General features: G+C 67.3%; 21 protein-coding genes and 1 tRNA gene. 13 read left to right on the plus strand and 9 right to left on the minus strand.

The features are described 5' to 3' along the window. The first annotated feature begins 22 nt into the window (after nucleotides 1-22). Nucleotides 23-268, plus strand: coding sequence for a DUF7561 family protein (locus tag ALTAJ2_RS10895; RefSeq protein ID WP_007110136.1), 246 nt, complete (start codon nucleotides 23-25; stop codon nucleotides 266-268). Between the two features lie 185 nt (nucleotides 269-453). Here ALTAJ2_RS10895 and ALTAJ2_RS10900 read toward each other — a convergent pair. Continuing rightward, nucleotides 454-542, minus strand: a tRNA-Gly gene (locus ALTAJ2_RS10900). 202 nt (nucleotides 543-744) lie between these two features. Here ALTAJ2_RS10900 and ALTAJ2_RS10905 point away from each other — a divergent pair. After that, the gene (locus tag ALTAJ2_RS10905) at nucleotides 745-2,583 is read left to right on the plus strand and encodes a helicase C-terminal domain-containing protein (protein WP_007110137.1); all 1,839 of its coding nucleotides are present in this window, start codon (nucleotides 745-747) and stop codon (nucleotides 2,581-2,583) included. A gap of 72 nt (nucleotides 2,584-2,655) precedes the next feature. Here the strand turns inward: ALTAJ2_RS10905 and ALTAJ2_RS10910 are convergent, their stop codons facing one another. From ALTAJ2_RS10910 to ALTAJ2_RS10940, 7 genes are all read right to left on the minus strand, one after another. Then, entirely contained in the window at nucleotides 2,656-2,838 is a 183-nt protein-coding gene (locus ALTAJ2_RS10910; RefSeq protein WP_007110138.1) for a hypothetical protein, read from the minus strand. 27 nt (nucleotides 2,839-2,865) lie between these two features. Continuing rightward, complete coding sequence (locus ALTAJ2_RS10915; RefSeq protein ID WP_007110139.1) at nucleotides 2,866-4,095, minus strand: class I SAM-dependent methyltransferase; 1,230 nt, start codon at nucleotides 4,093-4,095, stop codon at nucleotides 2,866-2,868. Next, nucleotides 4,088-5,212 carry a 60S ribosomal export protein NMD3 gene (locus tag ALTAJ2_RS10920; protein WP_007110140.1) on the minus strand — a complete coding sequence of 375 codons (1,125 nt, stop codon included), beginning with the start codon at nucleotides 5,210-5,212 and terminating at the stop codon, nucleotides 4,088-4,090. The genes ALTAJ2_RS10915 and ALTAJ2_RS10920 overlap by 8 nt, the downstream gene beginning before the upstream one ends. A gap of 298 nt (nucleotides 5,213-5,510) precedes the next feature. Continuing rightward, the gene (locus ALTAJ2_RS10925) at nucleotides 5,511-6,281 is read right to left on the minus strand and encodes a creatininase family protein (RefSeq protein WP_007110141.1); all 771 of its coding nucleotides are present in this window, start codon (nucleotides 6,279-6,281) and stop codon (nucleotides 5,511-5,513) included. 362 nt (nucleotides 6,282-6,643) lie between these two features. Beyond that, on the minus strand, nucleotides 6,644-6,997 hold the full coding sequence (locus tag ALTAJ2_RS10930; RefSeq protein ID WP_007110142.1) for a type II toxin-antitoxin system PemK/MazF family toxin: 354 nt from the start codon (nucleotides 6,995-6,997) through the stop codon (nucleotides 6,644-6,646). A 7-nt stretch (nucleotides 6,998-7,004) separates the two neighbouring features. Continuing rightward, nucleotides 7,005-7,277 carry an AbrB/MazE/SpoVT family DNA-binding domain-containing protein gene (locus tag ALTAJ2_RS10935; protein WP_007110143.1) on the minus strand — a complete coding sequence of 91 codons (273 nt, stop codon included), beginning with the start codon at nucleotides 7,275-7,277 and terminating at the stop codon, nucleotides 7,005-7,007. Nucleotides 7,278-7,323: 46 nt separating this feature from the next. Further along, nucleotides 7,324-7,548 (minus strand): hypothetical protein, encoded by a 225-nt coding sequence (locus ALTAJ2_RS10940; protein ID WP_007110144.1) that lies wholly within the window; start codon nucleotides 7,546-7,548, stop codon nucleotides 7,324-7,326. A 276-nt stretch (nucleotides 7,549-7,824) separates the two neighbouring features. Between ALTAJ2_RS10940 and ALTAJ2_RS10945 the strand changes: the two genes are divergently transcribed. From ALTAJ2_RS10945 to ALTAJ2_RS10995, 11 genes are all read left to right on the plus strand, one after another. Then, complete coding sequence (locus ALTAJ2_RS10945) at nucleotides 7,825-8,010, plus strand: hypothetical protein (RefSeq protein ID WP_007110145.1); 186 nt, start codon at nucleotides 7,825-7,827, stop codon at nucleotides 8,008-8,010. A gap of 118 nt (nucleotides 8,011-8,128) precedes the next feature. Continuing rightward, the gene (gene htpX / locus ALTAJ2_RS10950) at nucleotides 8,129-9,019 is read left to right on the plus strand and encodes a zinc metalloprotease HtpX (protein ID WP_007110146.1); all 891 of its coding nucleotides are present in this window, start codon (nucleotides 8,129-8,131) and stop codon (nucleotides 9,017-9,019) included. Between the two features lie 24 nt (nucleotides 9,020-9,043). Then, the gene (gene pspAB / locus ALTAJ2_RS10955; RefSeq protein WP_007110147.1) at nucleotides 9,044-9,649 is read left to right on the plus strand and encodes a PspA-associated protein PspAB; all 606 of its coding nucleotides are present in this window, start codon (nucleotides 9,044-9,046) and stop codon (nucleotides 9,647-9,649) included. A gap of 152 nt (nucleotides 9,650-9,801) precedes the next feature. After that, the gene (locus ALTAJ2_RS10960) at nucleotides 9,802-11,010 is read left to right on the plus strand and encodes an outer membrane protein assembly factor BamB family protein (protein ID WP_007110148.1); all 1,209 of its coding nucleotides are present in this window, start codon (nucleotides 9,802-9,804) and stop codon (nucleotides 11,008-11,010) included. Between the two features lie 145 nt (nucleotides 11,011-11,155). Next, the gene (radA, locus tag ALTAJ2_RS10965; protein ID WP_007110149.1) at nucleotides 11,156-12,187 is read left to right on the plus strand and encodes a DNA repair and recombination protein RadA; all 1,032 of its coding nucleotides are present in this window, start codon (nucleotides 11,156-11,158) and stop codon (nucleotides 12,185-12,187) included. 488 nt (nucleotides 12,188-12,675) lie between these two features. Beyond that, the gene (locus ALTAJ2_RS10970) at nucleotides 12,676-14,049 is read left to right on the plus strand and encodes a diaminobutyrate--2-oxoglutarate transaminase (RefSeq protein ID WP_007110150.1); all 1,374 of its coding nucleotides are present in this window, start codon (nucleotides 12,676-12,678) and stop codon (nucleotides 14,047-14,049) included. Beyond that, nucleotides 14,046-15,644: a pyridoxal phosphate-dependent decarboxylase family protein gene (locus ALTAJ2_RS10975; protein ID WP_007110151.1), complete on the plus strand. Its 1,599-nt coding sequence runs from the start codon at nucleotides 14,046-14,048 to the stop codon at nucleotides 15,642-15,644. The genes ALTAJ2_RS10970 and ALTAJ2_RS10975 overlap by 4 nt, the downstream gene beginning before the upstream one ends. Further along, a complete protein-coding gene (locus ALTAJ2_RS10980) occupies nucleotides 15,641-17,533 on the plus strand; it encodes an IucA/IucC family protein (protein WP_007110152.1) in 1,893 nt (630 codons plus the stop codon). The genes ALTAJ2_RS10975 and ALTAJ2_RS10980 overlap by 4 nt, the downstream gene beginning before the upstream one ends. After that, nucleotides 17,530-18,195 (plus strand): GNAT family N-acetyltransferase, encoded by a 666-nt coding sequence (locus ALTAJ2_RS10985; RefSeq protein ID WP_007110153.1) that lies wholly within the window; start codon nucleotides 17,530-17,532, stop codon nucleotides 18,193-18,195. Before ALTAJ2_RS10980 ends, ALTAJ2_RS10985 begins: the two co-directional genes overlap by 4 nt. Further along, complete coding sequence (locus ALTAJ2_RS10990; protein WP_007110154.1) at nucleotides 18,188-19,660, plus strand: lysine N(6)-hydroxylase/L-ornithine N(5)-oxygenase family protein; 1,473 nt, start codon at nucleotides 18,188-18,190, stop codon at nucleotides 19,658-19,660. The genes ALTAJ2_RS10985 and ALTAJ2_RS10990 overlap by 8 nt, the downstream gene beginning before the upstream one ends. Nucleotides 19,661-19,663: 3 nt before the next feature. Continuing rightward, nucleotides 19,664-21,550 carry an IucA/IucC family protein gene (locus ALTAJ2_RS10995; RefSeq protein WP_007110155.1) on the plus strand — a complete coding sequence of 629 codons (1,887 nt, stop codon included), beginning with the start codon at nucleotides 19,664-19,666 and terminating at the stop codon, nucleotides 21,548-21,550. Between the two features lie 84 nt (nucleotides 21,551-21,634). Here ALTAJ2_RS10995 and ALTAJ2_RS11000 read toward each other — a convergent pair whose 3' ends face one another. Next, nucleotides 21,635-22,396 (minus strand): 2-phosphosulfolactate phosphatase, encoded by a 762-nt coding sequence (locus tag ALTAJ2_RS11000; RefSeq protein WP_007110156.1) that lies wholly within the window; start codon nucleotides 22,394-22,396, stop codon nucleotides 21,635-21,637. Nucleotides 22,397-22,614: the final 218 nt, after the last annotated feature.

A 22,614-nucleotide genomic window follows, 5' to 3' on the forward strand; every position in this document is an offset into this window, starting at 1 on the left:
CGTCGGGGACTCACGGTTGCGTATGTCGAAGGCTTCCTGTGACGGCTGCGGCCGAACGGTCACCGTTTCGGGCGGGATCGCCAACCTCTGGTCGTTCGGCACCGATGCCGGCACCGTCGGCACCGCGATGACTCTGGAACTCGAGGACGGGACCTCCCATCTGCTGTGTTACCCGTGTATCGAGGCCGTTCCAGACCACCCGACCACTGAGGACATCGAGCGGTTAGAACAGGTCGACGGCGAAACCTCGCGGCTCGGCGCGCTGTAACCCGCTACCGGGAGTCGTGATCGGTGGGTCGATGCGGGAAAAATGGCGAGGAGTGTGGATGGAGGCGAACGTGACGGTACCGACGCACCGCCCTCGGCGAACACACACGACCGCGGCCCACAACCACGACCGCGGCCCACAACTACGGTCCGCAGCCACAACCGCGGACCGATCGCAGCCGCAAGCGGAAGGGGTGGGAGTCGAACGCCACGAGGCGAAATGCCGCCGCGGAACCAGGTGGCACCGCGGTGCTCTACCGCTGAGCGACCCTTCCGCGGGTCGATCCGACGGCGGAGTTCGTATTTGTAATCGGGCGGCTACCCGCCGGGCCGCCGGTCACCAGCGATCCGTAGGCGGTCGGTACCGGTGGGTAGCTGCCGCTTTCGCCTCGTTTGCCGGTCGTCACGGCTCGGCCGGTTCACAACGAGCGCGACGGTCCGCAGCCTTTAGGACGCGGCCGCGCCCTGGATCGAACGGTGAATACCGAGCGGATCTTCGAGGCGTTCCCCGCACCGAGCTATCGCGGGACCCAGGAGCACGCGCTCCGGGACATTCGCGATGCCTTCGCGGCCGGCAACGATGTCGTGCTCGTGCGCGCGCCGACGGGCAGCGGCAAGTCCCTGCTGGCCCGCGCCGTCGCCGGCTGTGCCCGCCGCGCGGGCGAGGGGTCCCCCAGCGACGCGACGGGTGCGTACTACACGACACCGCAGGTCTCCCAGCTGGACGACGTGGCGGCCGACGATCTGCTGGCGGATCTCAACGTCATCCGCGGGAAGTCGAACTACACCTGTATTCTGCCGGACGAACGCGATACGCCGGTCAATCAGGCACCGTGCGTCCGCGAACGGGGGTACGACTGCTCCGTCAAACACCGGTGTCCGTACTTCTCGGACCGTGCGATCGCATCGAACCGCGAGATCGCGGCCATGACGCTGGCCTACTTCATGCAGACCGCCGGCAGCGAGGTCTTCCGCAAGCGCGATGTCGTCGTCGTCGACGAAGCGCACGGCCTCGCCGAGTGGGCCGAGATGTACGCGACCATCCAACTGGGGCCGCGAACCGTCCCGTTCTGGGACGAGTTGCGCGTTCCCGAGGTCGACGACGTCGAGCGGGTCGTGCGCTACGCCGAGAGCCTCGCGGGGACGTGTACGCGCCGCAAGGACGACCTGCTCGCACAGGACTCGCTCTCGCCCGCCGACGTGCGCGAGCGCGACCGCTTGCAGGAACTCATCGGGGAACTCGAGTGGTTCGTCTCCGACTACCGCGACCCGCAGAGCCCGACGACGTGGTTGGTCGATCAGTCCGAACGCCACTCCCGCGACGCCGGCAGCGCCGGGGCCGACGACGAACCACAGGGCGGGCCGCTGACGATCAAGCCGATGAACCCCGAAAAGTACCTCCAGCACACCGTCTGGGACCGGGGCAACAAGTTCGCGCTCCTCTCGGCGACGATCCTCAACAAGGCGGCGTTCTGCCGGCAGGTCGGGCTCGACCCCGACGACGTCGCCCTGGTCGACGTCGAGCATACCTTCCCCGTCGAAAATCGGCCGCTGTACGACGTCACCCAGGGGAAGATGACCTACGACGAGCGCGACGAGACCACGCCGAAGATCGCCCGGACGATCGTCCGGCTGCTGCAACACCATCCCGACGAGAAGGGCCTGATCCACGCCCACTCCTACGACATTCAGGAGCGCCTCGCCGATCTCCTCGCGGACTTCGGCGTCGGCGATCGGGTGCGAACGCACGACCGCGACGGCCGCGACGCCGCGCTCGAGGCCTGGAAGGCGAGCGACGACCCCGACGTGTTCCTCTCGGTGAAGATGGAGGAAGCGCTGGATCTCAAGGGCGATCTCTGCCGCTGGCAGGTCATCTGCAAAGCGCCGTTCCTCAACACGAGCGACTCGCGGGTGGCCCACCGACTCGAGGAGGGCCAGTGGGCGTGGTACTATCGGACGACGCTCCGGACCGTCATTCAGGCTTGCGGGCGGGTCGTCCGCGCGCCCGACGACTACGGCGCGACGTATCTGGCGGACTCGAGTCTGCTGGACTGTTTCGATCGCGCCCGGACGGACATGCCGGACTGGTTCGAAGCGCAGGTCGATCGGCTGTCGCGACCCGACCTCCCGGCCTTCGACCCGCGGGCCGCGCTCGGCGGGCGGCACTCCGAGTCGGCCGGTCGATCCAGCGCCCGTTCGAAACGCGGGTCGGCACGACGGGACCGAGCGGGCGGGACGGATCCGGACGGCGGACGCAGCGACCGTTCGTCGTCGCGCTCGAGCCCGTTGGCGGACGTCTGGGACACGGAGAACTAGTGCGGTCGGCGACTCGGTACGTTTTCTCGGCCCGAATCCGTGACGAGCCGCCGCTCGCATCACGGCGTCGCGTTAGAACACCGCGATCGCGCTCCCGGCGACCATCGAGGTCATCATGAGGATCGCGAAGGCGAGGGCGATGAGTTGACTCCGATTCATATCGGAACGGATTCGCTCCGCGAGTATCAATGTCACGACCGCTCCGCGTCGCCGTCCCCAGATCCAGACGTGAGCGCCGGTTTCGAGCCGCTCCATCGGAGGCGGACGCCGCGGGCTGTGACGTCACTCGAAGCGCGCGTCGACGACGACGTGTGTGACGCCCGCGCTGTGGCTCTTCACCCGCCGCTTTTCGAGGATTTCGAGCGTTCGGTCCGCCGCGTCGGCGGCCGCGTCGAGGCGCTCGAGGGGCCGCTCCCACAGCTGCGCTTCCGGGGTCGCCTCGTGGTAGTGGACGACGCCGCCGGGGGACAGCGCCGCGAGCGCGTCGTCGAGGAAGTCGTGTGCCTCGTCCGTTCGCGTTCCGTGTGCCGTCCCCTCGGCGGCCCCGTCCGCGCTCCCGTAGTAGCCCATGACGACCCGATCGGCCTCGAGTTCGTCGGCGAGGTCGCGGCAGTCCGTCATGTAGGCGTCGACTCGATCGGCAACGTCGTTGAGAACGGCGTTCTCGAGCAGGTAGCGGAAGGCCGTCGGGTTGATCTCGGTCGCCGTCACTCGCGCGCCGGCCCGGGCCATCGGGAGGGTAAAGTAACCGATGCCGGCGAACATGTCGAACACGCGCTCGTCGGCGCTTCCGAGCTCGCCCATTCGGGCGCGCTCGGCCTGATTCCCGGGCGAGAACATCACCGTCGCGGGGTCGAGACCGTATCGCGTCCCGTGCTCCGTGTGGATCGTCTCCGTGTCCGCGTCGCCCGCGATCAGCCGAGTGCGGGGCTCGCGGTAGGTCCCAGCCGCGCCGTCGTTGGCGATCCCCTCGTCGGCCAGCACGCTGTCGGCCTCGCCGTGGAGTTCGAGCAAGGCCGCGCCCAGTTCGGCCTCGTCGGGACAGCCCTCGGGAACCGTCACGAGGATCACCGACCCGATCACCGCCCACGACCCCGGCACCGACTCGAGGGCCGCGCCGCTCCAGCCGCGGTCGGCCAGCAGATCCTCGAGATCGGTGCGTCGGGGCTCGGGATCGAGTTGCTTGACGACCTCGAGCACCGCGGTCTCGGTCGGCGGCTCCGTGACCGGTAGCGCGACCCCGTTCACGCGGGTCGCACCGTCCACGGGTTCCGCGTCGCGTCGCCCTCGAGCCTCGCGTACGCGACGCGAATCGTCGTAGACGCCCTCGGCGCGCAGCGATTCGATGGCCGTTTCCGCGCGCTGTTTCTCGACGATCGCCGCGAGCGGCGCGTCCGTCATCGCCGGCTCGAGGACCTCGTCGACCGTCCGCTCGAGGCCGTCGTGCGCGGTCACCGGGTTGGTCTCGTCCGCAGGAGTCGCGTCGTCGCCGGGCGGGTCCTCGTCAGTCATCGGTCTCGTCGGGCAGGATATGCAGTCCGGCGCGGCTCTTCAGGACGGGCACGGTCTCGGCGGCGGGATCGAAGTAGTCCGGCCGCGAGACCGTTTTCGCTTGGAACGTCTCGGGGTCGAGGACCTGGACGGCGTTCTCGTCCTCGACGGTCACGACCGTCGCCTCGGCGGCGTCCTCGAGCGCGCCGAGTTTGCGCGCGTCGGGCGAGTTCCCCTCCTCGTAGCTGGCCTCGTAGCGCTCGCCGGTCGTCACGCGGATGCCCTTGAGGTTGCCCCGGGCGCTGCGGACGAGGACGGGACCGCCGTCGTCGTCGGCGAGGTCGATCACGTCGCCGGGAGTATAGGGCGGGAGTCGGACGGCAAAGGTGACCCGGTAGACCTCGTTGCCGTCCTCGTCTTCCGTGACGAGGGTTTCGGCGTCGTTGACGGTGCCGCCGAACTCCTCGAGCATCTTGTTCGAGATCTTCTTGCCGATCTTGTTGGTCGAGACCTTGATGTTCAGTCCGTCGTCCGTTTCGCCGACTTCGGTGACGAAGGCGTTGCGGTCGCCCGTGGCCTCCATGTCGGCGACGATCTCGTTCGCGATTTCGGTCGCTCGGTCGGTCTCCTCGCTCGTCGGGGTGCGGTCCTCGGCGCGAATCTGGACGATGCTGGCGTAGTAGTCGCCGGCGATCCGACCACACCGGGTACAGGTCTGGCGGGCGATCTTGACGGGGACCGTCACCTGCTCCTCGACCGGCGTCCCGCGAACGACGCCCGTGAAGAAACAGTGCATCCGGATCGTGTTCTGGTCGACCTGCTCGGGATCGATCTGCCAGGCGACGTCCTCGACGTCGACGTGGACCCCCAGCGCCTTACTGACCTCCTCGATGGCGATATCGGTGTAGTCTTCCGCGCCGACGTCGACCCACCGATTCCCGCGGTAGACCGCACCGCAGCGGGCACAAACGCGAACGTCGATCCGTTCGGGTGCGTCCACGAAGTCGAAGTCCTCGAAGTAACAGGCGTCGCAGAGTTCGACCTCGGCACCGGGCCGTAACGGATCGTTCGCGTCGCTCGCCGACCGCTCGGGTACTGCATCCCCGCAACGGGGACAGAACGCACGCGACTCACTCATTGGCCCCGTTTCGAGTCTCGCGGAGTTAAGGACCGCGTTCTCTCGTTCGCGTCGGCCATCACGCTCGAGCGGCTCCGAGCCCACGACTGCGATCCGCGACCGGTTGCGCCTCGTGACCCTCGAGTCGCTCGATACGAAACGAAGGGGTTCGGGCGAGCGAACTCCGGCCGGGACACGGCCGTCCATTCGACCTCGTCAGACGTGACTCCGTCACAGGGTCTCCATGCGAAACGAAGGGGTTCGATCGACCGGTGACCGAACTCGTTGCGATGCACAGACTGATCGACAGTGGGTGTCACTATCGGTCATCGCACACGGCGTCGCGCTCGGCTTCGATCCGCTCGACGTACGCGTCGGTAACGGCGTCGAAAATCGCGTTGCCGGCCTCGGCGGTGGCTTCGCTCGGCACACCCAGTACGCCGCTCTCGGTGATCGAATCGAACCCCTCGCTGAGTAGCCTGGCGGTCGAAATCGATCCCTCCGGCCCCGCTTCGAACCGGTCCGTCCGGACGAGTCCCTCCTCGATCGCGAGGATCATGGCGGTTTCGGCGGCCCCGGCGTGGATCACGTCCTGTTGGTACTCGACGCCGGCCTCGCGCAGTCCTTCGTTCAGCAGTTCCATGTGATCGTCGAGGTCCGCGAGCGTGATCACGGACGCGTCGATTTCGCGGGCAATCTCAGGCGCGACGGTTGAGACCGGCGCGAAGTTCCCACCGTGAGTCGGGACGAGGACGACGTGTTCGAACCCGTGCTCGGCAAGCGAGCGGCAGTAGGCGCGGATCACGTCCATCAGCGTCTCCGGCGGCATCGTGATCGTCCCCGGAAACGCCATGTGATGGCCCGAGCAGCCGGGCCGAATCGTCGGTGCCGCCAGCGCGTCGCCGAGTTCCGCGGCGATCCGCCGCGAGAGTTCGTCGCCGTCGAGCGTGTCCATGTTCAGCGGCAGGTGCGGCCCGTGTTGCTCGATCGAGCCGACCGCCACGATCACCGTCCGCGTTCCGTTCTCGAGCGCCGTTTCGATTTCCGGCCATGTGCACTCCTCGAGGAGTACTGAGCGTGGAGAAGGCATCCGCCGTTTCGGCGGAACCAGTCAATCCACATCTGACTTACGGTCAGCCGGGACGGGCCGGGACGCGCCCGTCACAGTCGCACGCTGGTTTCGGTCGGACTCGAGAACCCTGGACGACTGTCGATAATCCGTTCCGCGTACAGGAGTCGGTCTCCGAGAGCACGGCAGTGGTGCTCGAGGCGTCCGAACGGCTCGGCGGGGACCGTTCCGAGGCCCGCAGCAGCGATCGGTGAGAGCGCAATCGACTGCTGACACTGACTCGGCGACGAACGAGCGCCGCGTCGAGACGCGACGATCAGCCGGACCCGAGACGTTGCCGGCGGATCGATACCGACCTCGAGACACTCATTCCCCGCCGGCCCTCAGATCTCGCGCAAGCCGAGACTGTACTCGAGTGCGGTATCGACTTCGGTCATCCGTTCGGCCGGTGCTGCGCCGATGACCTCCGTCACTCGGTGGTCGATCGAGACGGTTCGAATCTGACTACAGTTGGCGACCGAGTCCTCGCGGAGAGCGCATTCGTCGGCCGGGAGCAGTACTTCGAACGGATAGCGCTCGCCGCCGATGGACGTGGTAAGCGGGACGACGATAGTCGTCGGTGCGTTTTCGTTGCCAACGTCGTTCTGGACGACGAGGCACGGACGGGTTCCACGCTGTTCCGACCCTCGTGTCGGGTCTAACTCGACGACGACGATGTCGCCACGGTGGACGTGCATCGGCTTCCTACTCCTCCCACTCGGGCGCGTCGCCCAGCAGGTCGTTTGCCTCCCGTGACAGCGTGGCTGTCTCGTCGGCGAGTTCGCGGTGGCGGTCGGCACGGCGTCGGTACCCTTCCGCAAACTCCTCGCGCGACGTGGGTTTCTCGATGACGATTTTGTCACCATCCTCGCGGACCGTCACTTCGTCCCCGCCGTGGATGTCGAACGCGTCGCGAAGGCGTTTCGGCAACGTGATTTGCCCGCGATCACCGACTTTCCGTTTCTCCGCGTCAACCATACATATTCATATCATATTCATACTCTTAACGCTGGTGCCGACGGCACTACTCGGGAGAACTGCCGCCCTCTCGAGGATCGTCGACGAGTTCGTAGAGCCCTTCGTACACCTTGCGTGCATTCCCGTGTTCTACGAGCCGACCGAGACGGTCGCGTACGTACTGCAAACTGTAGCCGGTTTCGTCGGCGACGAACGGCGCAGTAACGCGCCCTTCGTTCAACATATCGAGCAACTTCTCGTCTGCCGGTCCGAGATCGTCTTCCTCGAGCATCGAATCTCGGTTGATAGTTGTTGCGCACACGTCTAAAGGGACGATGGCTTTATACATCAGCCATAGGCCCTAATCCTTAGACCCTAAGTATTAAACCCACCGCGAATGAACGGAAGCACAGGAAGCGCGGATGTCGAGAGAACTCTCGGCCCGGTGTTCCAGCACCGGACCGCGCTTCTGGTCCACAGAAGCAATGTCAATTCGCATCACGACGCACGAAACGATTTCGGATGCACAGCCCACCGACGCGAGCACCCCCTTCGAGGTCGATTCGGCATGACAGCGGACACCGATCCCACGCGGGTCCGCCTCGCGGAATTGCTCGAGGACCTCCGAACGCTCGAGGATACCGTTCCGGACGCATTGACCCTCGAGCCGGCGATCCGGAACCTCGAGATGACGCTCGAGGCGTACGAACGGCTCGGCGGAGACGGCTCCGAGACCCGCCGGGGTGATCGGTGAGGGCTGCACCCGCGACAACACGGTCGACAGCGCTCGAGTGGGACATCACGTCGGCGTCGCACGCCGACTCGATCGTCGCGACAGGGCACTTATTTTTCCGGAGCCCGTCGGTTACGGCATGAACTGGCAGGCGGACTGGGGACTGCGCGCTCGGATGTTCGTGACGATGTTCCTTCTGTTCGCACTCTACATCGTCTTTGCCGGCGCGCTCGCCCTCTATATCGGCGGTGGGCTGTGGCTGTTCGCGATACTGTTCGGCGGCTTCTCGCTGGTCCAGTACTACTTCAGCGATACGCTGACGCTGAAGAGCATGGGCGCGCGGACGGTCTCGGCCGACGAGTATCCGCAACTGCACGCCTCGATCGAGCGCCTCTCGCAGCAGGCCGACCTCCCGAAACCGAAGGTGGCGGTCGTCGACTCGAAAGTCCCCAACGCCTTCGCGACCGGGCGCAACCAGAAAAACGCGGCCGTCTGCGTGACGACCGGGATCATGACCACGCTCGACGCCGACGAACTCGACGGCGTGCTGGCCCACGAACTCGCCCACGTCAAGAACCGCGACATGATGGTGATGACGATCGCCTCCTTCCTCTCGACGATCGCGTTCATGATCGTCCGCTGGGGCGCGTTCTTCGGCGGCGGACACAGGCGCGGCGGCGGTCGCGAGGGCGGCGGTGGCATCATCGTCGCGATCCTCGTCTCGCTGGTCGTCTGGATCATCAGCTACCTGCTCATCCGGGCGCTCTCCCGGTACCGCGAGTACGCCGCCGACCGCGGGGCCGCCGCCATCACCGGCAACCCGTCGGCGCTCGCCTCCGCCCTCCTGAAGATCTCCGGCGAGATGGACAAGGTCCCGAAAGACGACATGCGCGAGGAAGCCGAGATGAACGCCTTCTTCATCATCCCGATCAAGTCCGGCATCGTCGGCCGGCTCTTCTCGACGCATCCGTCGACCGAGCGCCGCGTCGACCAGCTCCGCGACCTCGAGCGCGAAATGCAATCGTTCTAAGGAACTGATACCGACACACGACCTATGGGACTACTCGACGGACTCCGCGCCATCCTGGGTTCGCGCGCCGAAACCGACGCCGGACGCGACGCCGATCCGGAAGACCTCTTCGGAATGAGCACCGCCTACCTCACGATGGAGGCCGATCTGGGGTACGAGTCGCTGGACGTCGCCGCGCTCTGTTTCTCCGGCGTCGACTCGACGGACTTCCGCGACGCCGTCGACGAGGTGGAAGCGATCCTCGACGCCGGGCAGGAGGAGACCGGCACGGAGTTCTCGGTGTCGGCGGACGATCACGGCTATCACTGGGTCGTTCTCGCGGACGACGATCCGGAGGACCTGATCACGAGCATGCACTTCGCCGCGGACACCTTCATCGAGCACGGCTACGGCTCGCGCCTGCTCGCCGCCGTCTTCGCCTACGAAAACCGCGACGGCCCCGCCTACTGGATCTATTCGTTCCGTCGCGGCCGCTTCTACCCCTTCGTCCCTCGGTCCGGCCGGGAGCGCGACTCGAGCGCGGAGTTCACCCTCGAGTCGGCGTTGGACGGCGAACTCGAGATCGAGCGCGAGAAGGACTACTGGTACCCGCTCTGGCCCAGCGAGCGCGGGACCCATCCCTGGGAGTGAGCGACGGGAGCCGCCGCATCGGACTTCGGGCGGGCGGATTGTCCCCCGATGGCGTAGTCGACCGACCGACTCGCGCGCTCGACGCGGCTTCCCGCGTCCCCGGAGAGCAGTGACACCTACTGTTATGACGGTGCGGTCGGTAGCCGCGACCAGTGACTGAGTGGACCCAGTTCAAGAGCGATCCGCACAACTCGGGGCTTCGCCGCGATCTCGAGGGGCCGGGCCGCGTGAGCGAGGCGTGGACGACCGACCTCGTCGGGCCGCCGGGGTCGCCGGTGCTCGACCGGGACACCGTCTACGTCGGCACGGCCCGGGGACACTGCTACGCGCTCGAGCGAGAGACGGGTCGCCGCCGGTGGACGTTCGAAACGACGGCGGCGACCGACGCGACGCCGGTCGTCACCCGCGAACGGCTGTACCTCGGAACTGACGACGGGACCGTCCTCGCCCTCGATCCCGCCACCGGCGAGGAACGGTGGCGGACGGCGCTGCCAGGCTCGCTCGAGGCCGCGCTCACCCTCTCGAACGGTCGACTCTACGCCGGCCACGCGGACGGTCTCTCCGCGCTCGAGGCCGAAACGGGGACGGAACTGTGGACGCACGAGACCGAATCGGCCGTCGTCGGCGCGCCGGCGATCGCCGACGGACGGGAGGGAGAACAGCGCCGCTCCGCGCTGAGTGAGGCCCCGGGCGACGACCCCCTCGAGCCGGACGCGCCGTCGCTGCTCGACGCGGAGCGAGTCCGGGAGCCGGATCGACAGTGGGGAGCGACCGAGGAGCGAGTGTTCGCGGGGACCACGGCCGGGACGGTGCTGGCGCTCGCGGCCGAGACGGGCGAGGAGGCCTGGACCGCGCCCGCTACCGGAGCGGTCGCCGGCGGACCGACGATCGCCGACGGGCGGGTCTACGTCGGTGACGACGGCGGGACGCTGCTCGCGCTGGACGCCGGCACCGGGCAGACGTGGTTCGCCTACGAGATCGGCGACGGTTTCACCACGTCGGTGACCGTGCTCGCGGCCGCCGAGACGACGTTCGTCGGTGCCGACGACGGCTACTGCCACGTCACCGATACGACCGTCGGCCGGCGAAAACTGCGCGGCTGGCTGTTCTCACGGAAGGGGGTCGAACTCGACGGCCCGATCCGCTCCTGTCCCGTCGTCGCCGGCGACGTGCTCTGCGTCGGCGACGCGACCGGCTCGCTCTACGGGATCGACATCGACGACGCCGAACCGCTGTGGCAGTTCGCGGCCGACGGCGCCATCAGCGGAACGCCCGCGCTCGCCCCCGAACGGCTCTACGTCGGTAGCGAGGCCGAACGACTCCACTGCCTCGAGTGGGACGCCGACGAACGTCCGCACTGAGACGCGGTTTCGGTTCGCTTCCTCGACGCGCCTTTCCGTTTCAATGCACTCCCTCTCCTTCGATCGACCCCGCTTCCCGCCCGCACTTTCACTTTCACTTCCCTGTTAACGAGGGTTTATGAGGGGGCCGGCACAACGAGGGAGTATGCCCGAATCAGATCTCGAGGAACTCCCCGGCGTCGGACCGGCGACCGCAGACAAACTTCACGATGCAGGCTTCGACTCCTATCAGAGTCTGGCCGTCGCCTCGCCGTCGGAACTGTCGAACACGGCCGACGTCGGCGAGTCCACGGCCGCGGACATCGTTCGCGCCGCTCGCAGTGCCGCCGACATCGGCGGGTTCGAGACCGGCTCGACGGTCCTCGAGCGGCGAAACGAGATCGGCAAGCTGAGCTGGCACATCGACGAGGTCGACGACCTGCTCGGCGGCGGTATCGAGACGCAGTCGATCACCGAAGTCTACGGCGAGTTCGGGGCCGGCAAGTCCCAGGTCACCCACCAGATGGCCGTCAACGTCCAGCTCCCACAGGAGGTCGGCGGCCTCCACGGGAGCGCCATCTTCATGGACAGCGAGGACACCTTCCGGCCCGAGCGGATCGACGATATGGTCCGCGGACTGCCCGACGAGGCCATCGACGCGACGCTCGAGGACCGCGAGATCGAGGGCTCGGCGGACGACGAGGAGGCGGTCGACGAACTCGTCGAGGACGTCCTCGAGAAGATCCACGTCGCGAAGGCGTTCAACTCGAACCACCAGATGCTGCTCGCCGAAAAGGCCAAAGAGCTCGCGGGCGAACACGAGGACTCGGAGTACCCCGTTCGGCTGCTCTGCGTCGACTCGCTGACTGCCCACTTCCGCGCGGAGTACGTCGGCCGTGGCGAACTCGCGGATCGACAGCAGAAGCTCAACAAGCACCTCCACGACCTCGACAAGGTCGGGAACCTCTACAACGCCGCCGTCATCGTCACCAACCAGGTGGCCTCGAACCCCGACTCCTACTTCGGCGACCCGACCCAACCGATCGGCGGCAACATTCTGGGTCACAAGTCGACGTTCCGGATCTACCTCCGCAAGTCCAAGGGTGACAAGCGGATCGTTCGACTGGTCGACGCGCCGAACCTGGCCGACGGCGAGGCCGTCATGCGGGTACAGGACGAAGGGCTGAAACCCGAATAGGCGTTTCTCGTCCCCTGCAGCCGTTCTATGCCGTTTCGTCGAGTACCGTCACGTCCCCCGGAGAGCGGGGAGCACGGCCTGCCGGTGGACCCTGGAAAGCGGTCACCCACCGCCCGCGATGTCGATCGCTTATAACTGAACGCCGAGTCTCGCGACCCGTCGTCAGTCCGCGAGCGGAGCGCCCATTTCCCGAAATCGTCCCTTCTCGACGCTCTGTCGCCCGCTCGTCCCGATGACGGAACGGCGACGACCGACGCGATTCGCGCTCGAGCAACCCTCGGCGCGGCGATCGGTCGAGGGGTCGTGACCTCGATGCAGCCCCGCTATCTGCCGAATATCTTCGTTTCAGAAATCCTGATATAAGCTTTAGGTTGGCCTAAAAACCAGTACGCTTTTATTGTTTTAGGCTGGCCTAAAGCCTGCATGTCGACGAAGCAATTACCATTGGATCGGGCCGAGAAGGAGCCACCGCGGAGAGGTGAGCGGTCGTGACCGACGGTGGATCGTCGGCCGAACGGCTCCTCGCACAGCAGGCGCGTCGGGAGTCGAACGCGAGAACGTATCCCCGCTCGCTGCCGCTCGCGATCGAGCGTGCCGAAGGCGCGATCATCGAGTCCGTCGACGGCGACGAGTATATCGACTGTCTGGCGGGTGCGGGGACGCTCGCGCTCGGCCACAACCATCCCGCGGTCGTCGAGCGAATGGAGGACCTGCTTGACCGCGGTCGGGCCGTCCACACGCTCGACCTGACGACGCCGGTCAAAGAGCGGTTCGTCGATCGCCTGCTCGAGAGCCTCCCCGACGAGTTCGCCGAGAACGCGACGGTCCAGTTTTGCAGTCCCGCCGGGACTGACGCCGTCGAGGCCGCGCTGAAGTTGGCGAAAACGGCTACCGGCAACCGGTCGATGCTGGCCTTTCAGGGCGGCTATCACGGGATGACCAACGGCGCGCTCGGGCTGATGGGCGATACGGCGGCGAAGGAACCGATTACCGGGCTGATGCCGGACGTCCACCATCTCCCGTATCCCTACGAGTTCCGCTGTCCGTTCGGGCTCGGCGACGAGGACTGCTGGCGGACGAGCGCCGAGTACGTCGAGCGCACTCTCTCGAACCCGGAGAGCGGAATCGTCGATCCCGCGGGGATGATCCTCGAGCCGGTTCAGGGTGAAGGCGGCGCGGTGCCAGCGCCCGCCGAGTGGCTCCGGGAGATGCGCCGGATCACCCGCGAGCGCGACGTGCCGCTGATCGTCGACGAGATTCAAACCGGGCTCGGACGCACCGGCGAACTGTACGGAATCGAGCACGCCGACATCGTGCCCGACGTGATGACGCTCTCGAAAGCCATCGGCGGCGGGCTCCCCCTGTCGGTCGTCGTCTACGACGAGTCCCTCGACGTCTGGGAGCCCGGCGCACACGCCGGCACGTTCCGTGGCAACCAGCTCGGCATGGCCGCCGGTACGGCGACTATCGAGTACGTCCTCGAGCACGATCTCGAGGACCACGCCGCCGCGATGGGTGACCGGCTGCGGGACCACCTCAAGGAGACGGCCGCGACCTTCGACGTCGTCGGCGACGTCCGCGGTCGGGGGCTGATGCTGGGGCTGGAACTCGTCGACCCCGACGACGAGCCCGACTCGCTCGGTCGCTTCCCCGCGGACGGCGACCTGGCGTCGGCGGTCCAGTCGGCGGCGTTCGACCGCGGGCTGATCGTCGAGACCGGCGGCCGCGACGGCAGCGTCGTCCGGTTCCTCCCGCCGCTGACGATTTCGGCCTCGCGAATCGACCGGATCGGCGACATCGTCCACGAGAGTATCCGTGCGACCGTCGCGGACGATCACGACCGCGCGGAGGCACCGGTATGACGAGCGACGGACTGGTCGGCCGGTCCCGTTCGGCACCCGACGAGCCGACGCCGCCGGCCGCCGCGGACGCCTTTCTCGGCGATCCGGCCGGAAACGCCGCCTACGAGGACGCGATCGACCGGGCACGCGACTGTCTCGTCGACTCGTTCGCAACGGCCGACGGCCCCTACGCGGGGACCGACCACGAGACACTCCGCGAGCGGATCGACGAACTGACCGTCTTTCCCGACGAGGGCGACCCGCTTGCGGCCGTCCTCGAGACGGTCGGCGAGGACGTGCTCGCGGACTCGGTCCGGGTCCACGACCCCGGCTGCGTCGCCCACCTTCACTGCCCGCCAGCGATCCCGGCGCTGGCCGCGGAGCTGTTGCTTTCGGGGACCAATCAGTCGCTGGACTCGTTCGATCAGGCCCCCGCGGCGTCCGTTCTGGAAGAGCACGTCGTCGACGCCTGCTGTGACCTCTTCGACTATCCGGCCGGCGCTGACGGCGTCTTCACCGGCGGGGGCACCGAATCGAACTTCCTCGGCTTGCTGTTGGCTCGCGACTGGTACTGCCGGACGCGGTTCGATCGCGACGTCCAGACCGCGGGGCTGCCGCCCGAGGCGACTGATCTCCGCCTGTGTTGCTCGGCGGCCGCCCACTTCACCGCCGAACAGGCCGCCCACCACCTCGGGCTCGGCGAGGACGCGGTCGTCACGGTCCCGACCGACGACGAGCGGCGGATCGATCTCGAGGCACTGGACGAGACGCTCGCGCGACTCGAGAGCGAGGGCCGTCATCCGTTCGCGCTCGTCGGTACCGCCGGCACGACGGACTTCGGCAGCATCGACCCGCTCGAGGAGATGGCCGACCGGGCCGCCGAGCGCGACCTGTGGTTCCACGTCGACGCCGCCTACGGCGGCGCGTGTGCGATCAGCGACCGTCTCCGGCCGAAACTCGCGGGGATCGACCGTGCCGATTCGATCGGCGTCGACTTCCACAAACTGTTCTACCAGCCGATCGGCTGCGGAGCCTTCCTGTTGCGCGACGGCGACCGGTATCGCTTCCTCGAGCGCAACGCGACCTATCTCAACCCCGAGCGCGACGACGCGGCGGGGGTCCCGAACCTCGTCTCGAAGTCGACCCGAACGACGCGCCGGTTCGACGCCCTGAAGCCGTTCGTGACGTTCAACGCCCTGGGCCGGACGGGCGTGGCCGACTGCGTCGAGTACGTCTGTGACCTGGCTGACGCCGTCGCCGCCGATATTCGAGCCGAACCGGCGCTGGAACTGTGTTGCGAGCCCGCCCTGAGCGCGGTGGTCTTCCGGTATCGGCCGGACCGATCGGACGCCGCCGCTCGAGCGGCGGGGGCCGACGAGCGGCCCGAACCCGTTTCCACGGCCGCTCTCGACCGGGTGAACCGTGCCATTCGGGACGAACTCCTGGCCGACGGCGAGGTCGTCCTTGCTCGGACCGAGATCGACGGCACCGCCGCGCTGAAGCTCACCCTGTTGAACCCGAAGACGACGCGCTGGGACCTTCGAGAGGCACTCCAGGCGGTCATCGACTACGGTGAGACGATCGAACGCGATCGAGGGACAATCGATTCCGCATGACTTCACGACCACCCACACGAACGCCGACCGACGAGCACCGCGTCGATGCGACGCGCATCGCACGCGACGCGACGATGCACAGCTTCCTGAACTGCTACTGCCACGAAACCGGGACCGGCGAGTTCGTCCCCGCGGCGGACACACCGATCGACCGTGCGCCGGCGAGCGGGCTCGTCCTGCGGCTTCCGCTGGCCACCCAGGGGATCGAGTGCTTCGCCCCCGTCGCGTATCGCTCCCCGACCGGCCGCCATCTGTTCGAGCTGCCCGCCTCCTACCGCGCCGGCTCCGACGGCGAGCCGGTCGAACTCGATTACGCGACGCTCGCGACGCTCGTGACGAAGGAACTCGAGCTCACACGCGGCGCGGACCCGAACCGCGACGACCTCCTCGAGCGGGTCGTCCGTTCCTGCCGGAACGTCGAGCGGTACGTCGACGCGCGCGCCGACGACGGCGAGACCCTGTACGGACCGGACTTCACGTTCCGCGAGGCCGAACAGTCGCTCGTCTTCGGCCACCTCCGCCACCCGACGCCGAAGAGCCGCCGGGGAATGGAGCGCGACGCCGAGCGCTACGCCCCGGAACTCGAGGGTTCGTTCCGCCTGCACTACGTCCGCGCGGACCCCGATATCGTCGAGAGCGACTCCGCACGCGACGACTCCGCCGCCGCGTGGGTCCGCGAGGCCCTCCGGGACGATCCGGCCGTCGACGAATCCGTTCTCGAGGACTCCCTCGCCGCCGACGACGTCCTCCTGCCGGTCCACCCGTGGCAGGCCGACCGCCTGTTCGAGCGGCCCGACGTACAGGGCCTCGTTTCGGCGGGCAAACTCGAGTCGATCGGCCCGCTGGGCCGTGAATTCTACCCGACGACGTCCGTGCGGACGCTGTACGCGCCGGCGTCCCCGTTCATGGTCAAGGGTTCCCTCGCCGTCGAGATCACGAATTCGGTGCGGACGAACGAGCGGCCGGAACTCGAGCGCGGCGTCGCGATTTCGGACCTGCTGGCGACCGAACTCGGCGACGACCTGCGCAACCGCTACCCCGACTTCGACGTGGTTCGGGATCCGGCGTACCTGACGATCGATCCCGACGCGGTCGACGCCGACGGCGAGTCCGGCTTCGAAGTCGTCCTCCGGGAGAACCCCTTCCGTGGCGAGGACGCCCGGCGGGCGACGCCCGTCGTCGCGCTCTGCCAGGACGCGATCGGGGACGGCCGGTCCCGGCTGGGTCGGATCGTCGCCTCGATCGCCGACCGCGAGGGCCGCGACCCCGCCGCCGTCAGCGAGGAGTGGTTCCGCCGCTATCTCGCGATTTCGATCCGACCGCTGCTGTGGCTCTACCTCGAGCGGGGGATCGGGCTCGAAGCCCACCAGCAAAACAGCGTCCTCACGCTGGACGAGGCGGGCTACCCCGACGAGTTCCGCTACCGGGACAATCAGGGCTACTACTTCCCCGAATCCGCCGCCGAGCGTCTCGAAGACATCTGTCCCGGTGTCGGCGAGCGCGCCGGCACCGTCTGTCCCGACGCGGTCGCCGACGAGCGCATCCGCTACTACGTCGTGCTCAACAACGCCCTCGGCGTGATCAACGCCTTCGGGACCGCGGGGCTGGTCGACGAAGGCCGGCTGCTCGACGTCCTCCGCGCGGAACTCGAGTCGCTCCGGGAGTTCGATCGGCCGGGGACGGCGATCCTGGACCCGCTGCTCGAGTCCGAAACCGTCCCCTGCAAGGCGAACCTGCTGACGCGGTTCCGCGGATTAGACGAACTCGACGCGCCCTCGCTCGACGAGCAGTCGGTGTACGCCGACGTGCGGAATCCGCTGGTGGATCGACCGGTGTCGGCCGCCGCCGACGAATCATCATCGTCGGGGACGTCGGAGGTGACCCGATGACTGCTCGCGAGCCGACTCGAGGCTCCCACGCGACGGTCGTCTCGGCGTACGACTTCGAGTACTACGACGAGACGATCGACCGCCACGTCGGCTTCCGACCGGTCTCGCTCGAGCGCGACCTCGGCCGCCTGCACGCGTGGCTGGGGTCGGAGCACGTCAAGCCCTACTGGGACCTCGACGAGCCGCTGCCGACCTTCCGCGAGACGCTTCGGGAGAAACTCGCGGACGACCACCAGACGCTGTACGTCGGCTGTCTCGATCACGTGCCGATGAGCTACTGGGAGCGCTACTGGGCCACGGCGGATGATGTCGCGGCGTACTACGACGCCGAGCCGGCCGATCAGGGGATCCACCTCCTGATCGGTCCGGACGAGTACCTCGGCGAGGGGTACGCAGTCTCACTGCTCCGCGCGATGGTCGCGTTCCAGTTCCGCCACCCCGAGACCGACCGGGTCATCGCCGAACCCGACGCCCGTAACGAGGCGGTCCTCGCGACCGCGGACCGATGTGGGTTCGAGCCGCGCCGCGAGTTCGAGTTCCACGAGGCGGACAAGACCGCGACGCTCGCCGTCTGCACGCGCGAGCGGTTCGAACGCGAGGTCTGGCCGCCGGCGACGGACGCGGCCGACTCGCGATCCTCCGAGGTGAGCGGCGGTGACTGAGCGCGGCGACGCCCGTCCCGCCGCTGCCGACGGCGGCGACGATCGCCCCGTCATCGACCGCGGTCACTACGATGTCCTCGGCATCGGCCTCGGCCCGTTCAACCTCGGACTGGCGGCGCTGCTCGACGGCGCGGACGCCGCGCTCGACCTCGACACGGTCTTCCTCGAGCGCGAACCCGAGTTCGCCTGGCACGAGGGGATGCTGATCGAGGGGGCCACTCTCGAGGTACCGTTCCTCGCGGACCTGGTGACGATAGCCGATCCCACCAACCCGCACAGCTTCCTCAATTACGTCCGCGAGCGCGACCGCATCTACGAGTTTTACTTCTACGAGACGTTCCAGATCCCTCGCCGCGAGTACGACGCGTACCTGCGCTGGGTCGCCGAGCGCGTTCCGACGACCCAGTTCGAGCGGGACGTGACGAGCGTCGAGTACGAGGCGGACGGCGATACCGCTGACGCGTCGGCCGGCGGTCGGTTCGTCGTCGAGGCCGTCGCCCCCGAGACGGGTCAGCACTACCGCTACCGGGCCGACGACCTCGTCATGGGCGTCGGCTCCCGGCCCGCCCTGCCGGGGTTCGCCCGCGACCACGCCGACGGGACCGCTCCGCTGTTCCACACCGCCGACTACCTCGAGCGCCGCGCCGACGCCCTCGAGACCGACTCGATCACCGTCGTCGGCTCCGGGCAGAGCGCCGCCGAGGTCGTGTTGGACCTCCTCGAGCGCCAGTCGAACCACGGCTACCGGCTCGACTGGCTCACCCGCTCGGACGGGTTCTTTCCGATGGAGTACTCGAAACTCGGGCTCCAGCATTTCACGCCCGAGTACGCGCGGTACTTCTACGACCTGCCGCAGTCGCGCAAGGACGACCTGCTGGCCGACCAGGACCTGCTGTACAAGGGGATCGACCCCGAGACCAGCGAGCGGATCTACGAGACGCTCTACGAGCGGTCGATCGGCGACCGCGACCCCGACTTCGGCATGCTCGCGACGACCGAGGTCCGCGATCTCGAGCGTCTCGCGGGCAGCTACTGGCTCGAGTGCGAACAGCGCCACCAGGAGCGGACGTTCGCCCTCGAGACCGACGCCGTGATCTTCGGCACGGGCTACCGGCGGCCGACGCCGCCGTTCCTCGAGCCGATCACGGACCGGATCGCGTTCGACGATCGGGGGCGGCTCTCCGTGACTGCGGACTATCGCCTCGACGGGGAGTTCGGCGGCCCGGACGACGACGCCGGCCGCGTGTTCGTCCAGAACGCCGAGTTGCACAGCCACGGCGTCGGAACGCCGGACCTTGGACTGGGCTGTTATCGGAACGCGATCATCATCGACCGGCTCGCCGGACACGAGATCTATCCCGTCGACCGGGACACCATCTTCCAAGACTTCGACGTCGACCAGTTCGCCGACCACGCGTCGGTACACACCGACGTGCCGCAATCGCTGTCGCTCACCACGGAGTAACTCATGCAGAACCCACGACACGACACCGAGACGGAGTACGGACTCGACGGAACCGCGACGCTAGACGACGTGCTGACCGCGGACCGCTGGACCGACGTCGGGCGGGACCTCCTCGGGAAGATACTTCAGGAGTTCATTTACGAGGACATCCTCGAGCCGGAGCCGGTCGACGACGCGCCGGCCGACGACGACGCGGACGGCGAGTGGCTCACCTACGAGATCGATCTCGAGGGCGTCCGGTATCGCTTCGATGCCGTCGAGCGGTTCTGGGACTCGATCAGCGTTCGCGCCGACTCGATCGAGCGCGACGCCGGCGACGGGTTCGAGCCCGCCGACGATCCCCTCACGTTCGTCGTCGATCTCGAGCCGACGATCGATATGGATTCGATCACCGCCAGCCATCTCGTCCGGGAGTACACGAACACGCTGCTGGCGGACGCCCACATCGACGCCGACGAGACTGCCGCTGCCGACGAGGGTTCCGTCGGCGCTGCGACCGACCGGTCGGTCCTCGACATGTCCTACGCCGAGATCGAGGGCGAGATGACCGGCCACCCGTGGCTCACGTTCAACAAGGGCCGGGTCGGCTGGGGGTACGACGACTACCGCGACTACGCGCCCGAGCGGTCCGAACCGATCCGGCTCTCGTGGTGTGCCGTCTCCCGGGAGGCCGCCGCGTTCGTCAGCGTCGCGGGCCTCGACCACGAGGCGCTGCTCGAGTCGGAACTCGGCGACTACTACGCGGAGTTCCGGGCCGAACTCGAGGGCCGCGGACTCGAGCCCGACGACTACCTCTTCGTGCCGGTCCACGACTGGCAGTGGGAGCACGCGATCGTTCCCCTGTTCGGCCGCCAGCTCGCCACGGACGACATCGTGCCGCTGGGGACCGGTCCGGACGAATATCTACCCATGCAGTCGATCCGGACGTTCGTCAACGCTGACACGCCGGCGAAGCACAACGTCAAGCTCCCGATGCAGATCAGCAACACGCTCGTCTGGCGCGGCCTCCCGGGCGAACGCACCGAGGCCGCGCCGCTGGTCACGGAGTACGTCAAAGACGTTCGGGACTCGGACCCGTTCCTGCGCGACGAGTGCGAGGTCGTCCTGCCCGGCGAAATCGCGGGCGTGAACTTCGATCACCCGACGTTCGACGCGCTCGAGGCCCCCGCCTACCAGTACACCGAACTGCTGGGTTGTGTCTGGCGCGAGAGCGTGACGGACCTCATCGACGACGACGAGCGGGCGATGACGCTCTCCGCGCTGTTGCACGTCGAGGACGGCGAGCCGGTCGTCTCGAAACTCGTCGAGCGGTCCGATCTCGACCTCTCCGAATGGCTCGACGAACTGTTCGCCACGATGCTCCCGCCGCTCCTCCACTACCTCTACCGGTACGGAACCGCCTTCTCGCCACACGGGGAGAACACGATCCTCGTCCTCGAGAACGACCAGCCGTCTCGTCTCGCCGTCAAGGACTTCGTCGACGACGTCAACGTCGCCGAAGCACCGCTCGCGGAGCTCCAGGACCTGCCCGACGACCTCGAGGATGTCCTGCTGTCCGTGCCGCCGGAGGAACTGCGCCTGTTCGTCGTCTACGGGCTGTTCGTCGGCGTCTATCGCTATCTCGCGGACCTGCTCGCCCGCCACCACGACTACTCGGCGGAGCGGTTCTGGGGACAGGTCCGGGCCGCTATCGAGGACTACCACGAGCAGTTCCCCGAACTCGAGGACCGGTTCGAACTGTTCGATCTGCTCGAGCCGACGCTCCCGAAACTGACGCTGAACCGCAACCGAATGATCGATATCGGCTACGGCGACCGTCCCGAGCGACCCCACGCGATCGAGCACGGCACCGTCCCGAATCCGTTGTCGGCGGTCGACCCCGTACGGTGAGGTGACCCCGCCCACGAGGGTCGTGTTCCTCGAAAAATCGCCGTGAGTCGGTAACGGCCGCGAAACCACCCTCGTTTCACAGGGTTACGGCTCCCGTCCGGGATCCGCGGCAGCGGTCGTCGCATCGACGAGACGTTGCCCCTCGAGCTTCGGGACGATATCCCGGCTGTCGAACGCGAGGGTGTACTCGTAGAGGTCGGTTCGCTTGATCTGCGGTTTCTCCTCGTACTTTGGCCCCTTCCCGAACTGAACGACCTCGCGGTAGGCCTCGCGTTGCTCCTCGGTCGGAGGGACGCCGTGGAGGTGTCGGGCGATGTACAGTGCGCCGACGGTGTCTTCGGGCGAGGGTTTCCCGTTCGACCCGGCGGCGACGAAGTACGTCTCGCGATCGCTGTCCCGGAGGTGGTCCGCGACGGCTTTGCCGTTCGTCAGGCCGCCGACGTAGATCTCAACGTCGTCGCCGCCGGCCAGCCGAAGATCGGTGACGGCGTTCCCCCCGTTGGTCGACGTCATCGCCGTCGGTCGCCCAGCAACGTCGATGTCCTGAACGAAACTCGGGGAATTGAAGAAGTCATACCCCGATTCGCCCTCGTAGTTCGGGCCGGAGCCGCCGCCGATCTTCGCTCGCGGGTGCTCCTCCCTGAACGCCGGCTCCTTCCCTCGCTCTTCGGTGACGTAGATGTACTCCGCACCGTTGGCTAAGAGTTCGGGAACGGTCGTCGAAAACTGGGCGACGTCGACGACGACGTAATTTCCCGGTGCCGGATCGTCGGGGATCCGCACACGCGAGGGAACGATCGTCTCTAGCAGTTTCGACTCGAGTGGATCGTCGGTAACGACGCTCATGTGCCCGTGTTCCCACCCGCGGATAATAGGGTAACTAAGAGCGATATACAGCCGATCGGTTACCTATGATCGACTATATATTTGAGTCGATGTCCCTCCTGCGGCGGTGTTCGGATAGACGTGTTTTCCGAGAGGTGATTCGATGCCCCCTCTCATTCTCGACCTGTCCGAGTAACGCCGACGCAGAAACTGTCGACGAGTGGTTGAGATCATTCGCC

Source organism: Natrinema altunense (assembly GCF_000731985.1).
Lineage (GTDB): Archaea > Halobacteriota > Halobacteria > Halobacteriales > Natrialbaceae > Natrinema > Natrinema altunense.

Excerpts from the sequence above, each read along its gene's own strand:
- ALTAJ2_RS10920 (WP_007110140.1), bottom strand. The coding sequence starts at position 5,212 with ATGAGTGAGTCGCGTGCGTTCTGTCCCCGTTGCGGGGATGCAGTACCC.
- ALTAJ2_RS10985 (WP_007110153.1), top strand. The coding sequence starts at position 17,530 with ATGACTGCTCGCGAGCCGACTCGAGGCTCCCACGCGACGGTCGTCTCG.
- ALTAJ2_RS10940 (WP_007110144.1), bottom strand. The coding sequence starts at position 7,548 with ATGCTCGAGGAAGACGATCTCGGACCGGCAGACGAGAAGTTGCTCGAT.
- pspAB (WP_007110147.1), top strand. The coding sequence starts at position 9,044 with ATGGGACTACTCGACGGACTCCGCGCCATCCTGGGTTCGCGCGCCGAA.
- ALTAJ2_RS10895 (WP_007110136.1), top strand. The coding sequence starts at position 23 with ATGTCGAAGGCTTCCTGTGACGGCTGCGGCCGAACGGTCACCGTTTCG.
- ALTAJ2_RS10995 (WP_007110155.1), top strand. The coding sequence starts at position 19,664 with ATGCAGAACCCACGACACGACACCGAGACGGAGTACGGACTCGACGGA.
- ALTAJ2_RS11000 (WP_007110156.1), bottom strand. The coding sequence starts at position 22,396 with ATGAGCGTCGTTACCGACGATCCACTCGAGTCGAAACTGCTAGAGACG.
- ALTAJ2_RS10945 (WP_007110145.1), top strand. The coding sequence starts at position 7,825 with ATGACAGCGGACACCGATCCCACGCGGGTCCGCCTCGCGGAATTGCTC.
- ALTAJ2_RS10980 (WP_007110152.1), top strand. The coding sequence starts at position 15,641 with ATGACTTCACGACCACCCACACGAACGCCGACCGACGAGCACCGCGTC.
- ALTAJ2_RS10925 (WP_007110141.1), bottom strand. The coding sequence starts at position 6,281 with ATGCCTTCTCCACGCTCAGTACTCCTCGAGGAGTGCACATGGCCGGAA.
- ALTAJ2_RS10935 (WP_007110143.1), bottom strand. The coding sequence starts at position 7,277 with ATGGTTGACGCGGAGAAACGGAAAGTCGGTGATCGCGGGCAAATCACG.
- ALTAJ2_RS10915 (WP_007110139.1), bottom strand. The coding sequence starts at position 4,095 with ATGACTGACGAGGACCCGCCCGGCGACGACGCGACTCCTGCGGACGAG.
- ALTAJ2_RS10975 (WP_007110151.1), top strand. The coding sequence starts at position 14,046 with ATGACGAGCGACGGACTGGTCGGCCGGTCCCGTTCGGCACCCGACGAG.
- ALTAJ2_RS10910 (WP_007110138.1), bottom strand. The coding sequence starts at position 2,838 with ATGGAGCGGCTCGAAACCGGCGCTCACGTCTGGATCTGGGGACGGCGA.
- htpX (WP_007110146.1), top strand. The coding sequence starts at position 8,129 with ATGAACTGGCAGGCGGACTGGGGACTGCGCGCTCGGATGTTCGTGACG.
- ALTAJ2_RS10930 (WP_007110142.1), bottom strand. The coding sequence starts at position 6,997 with ATGCACGTCCACCGTGGCGACATCGTCGTCGTCGAGTTAGACCCGACA.
- radA (WP_007110149.1), top strand. The coding sequence starts at position 11,156 with ATGCCCGAATCAGATCTCGAGGAACTCCCCGGCGTCGGACCGGCGACC.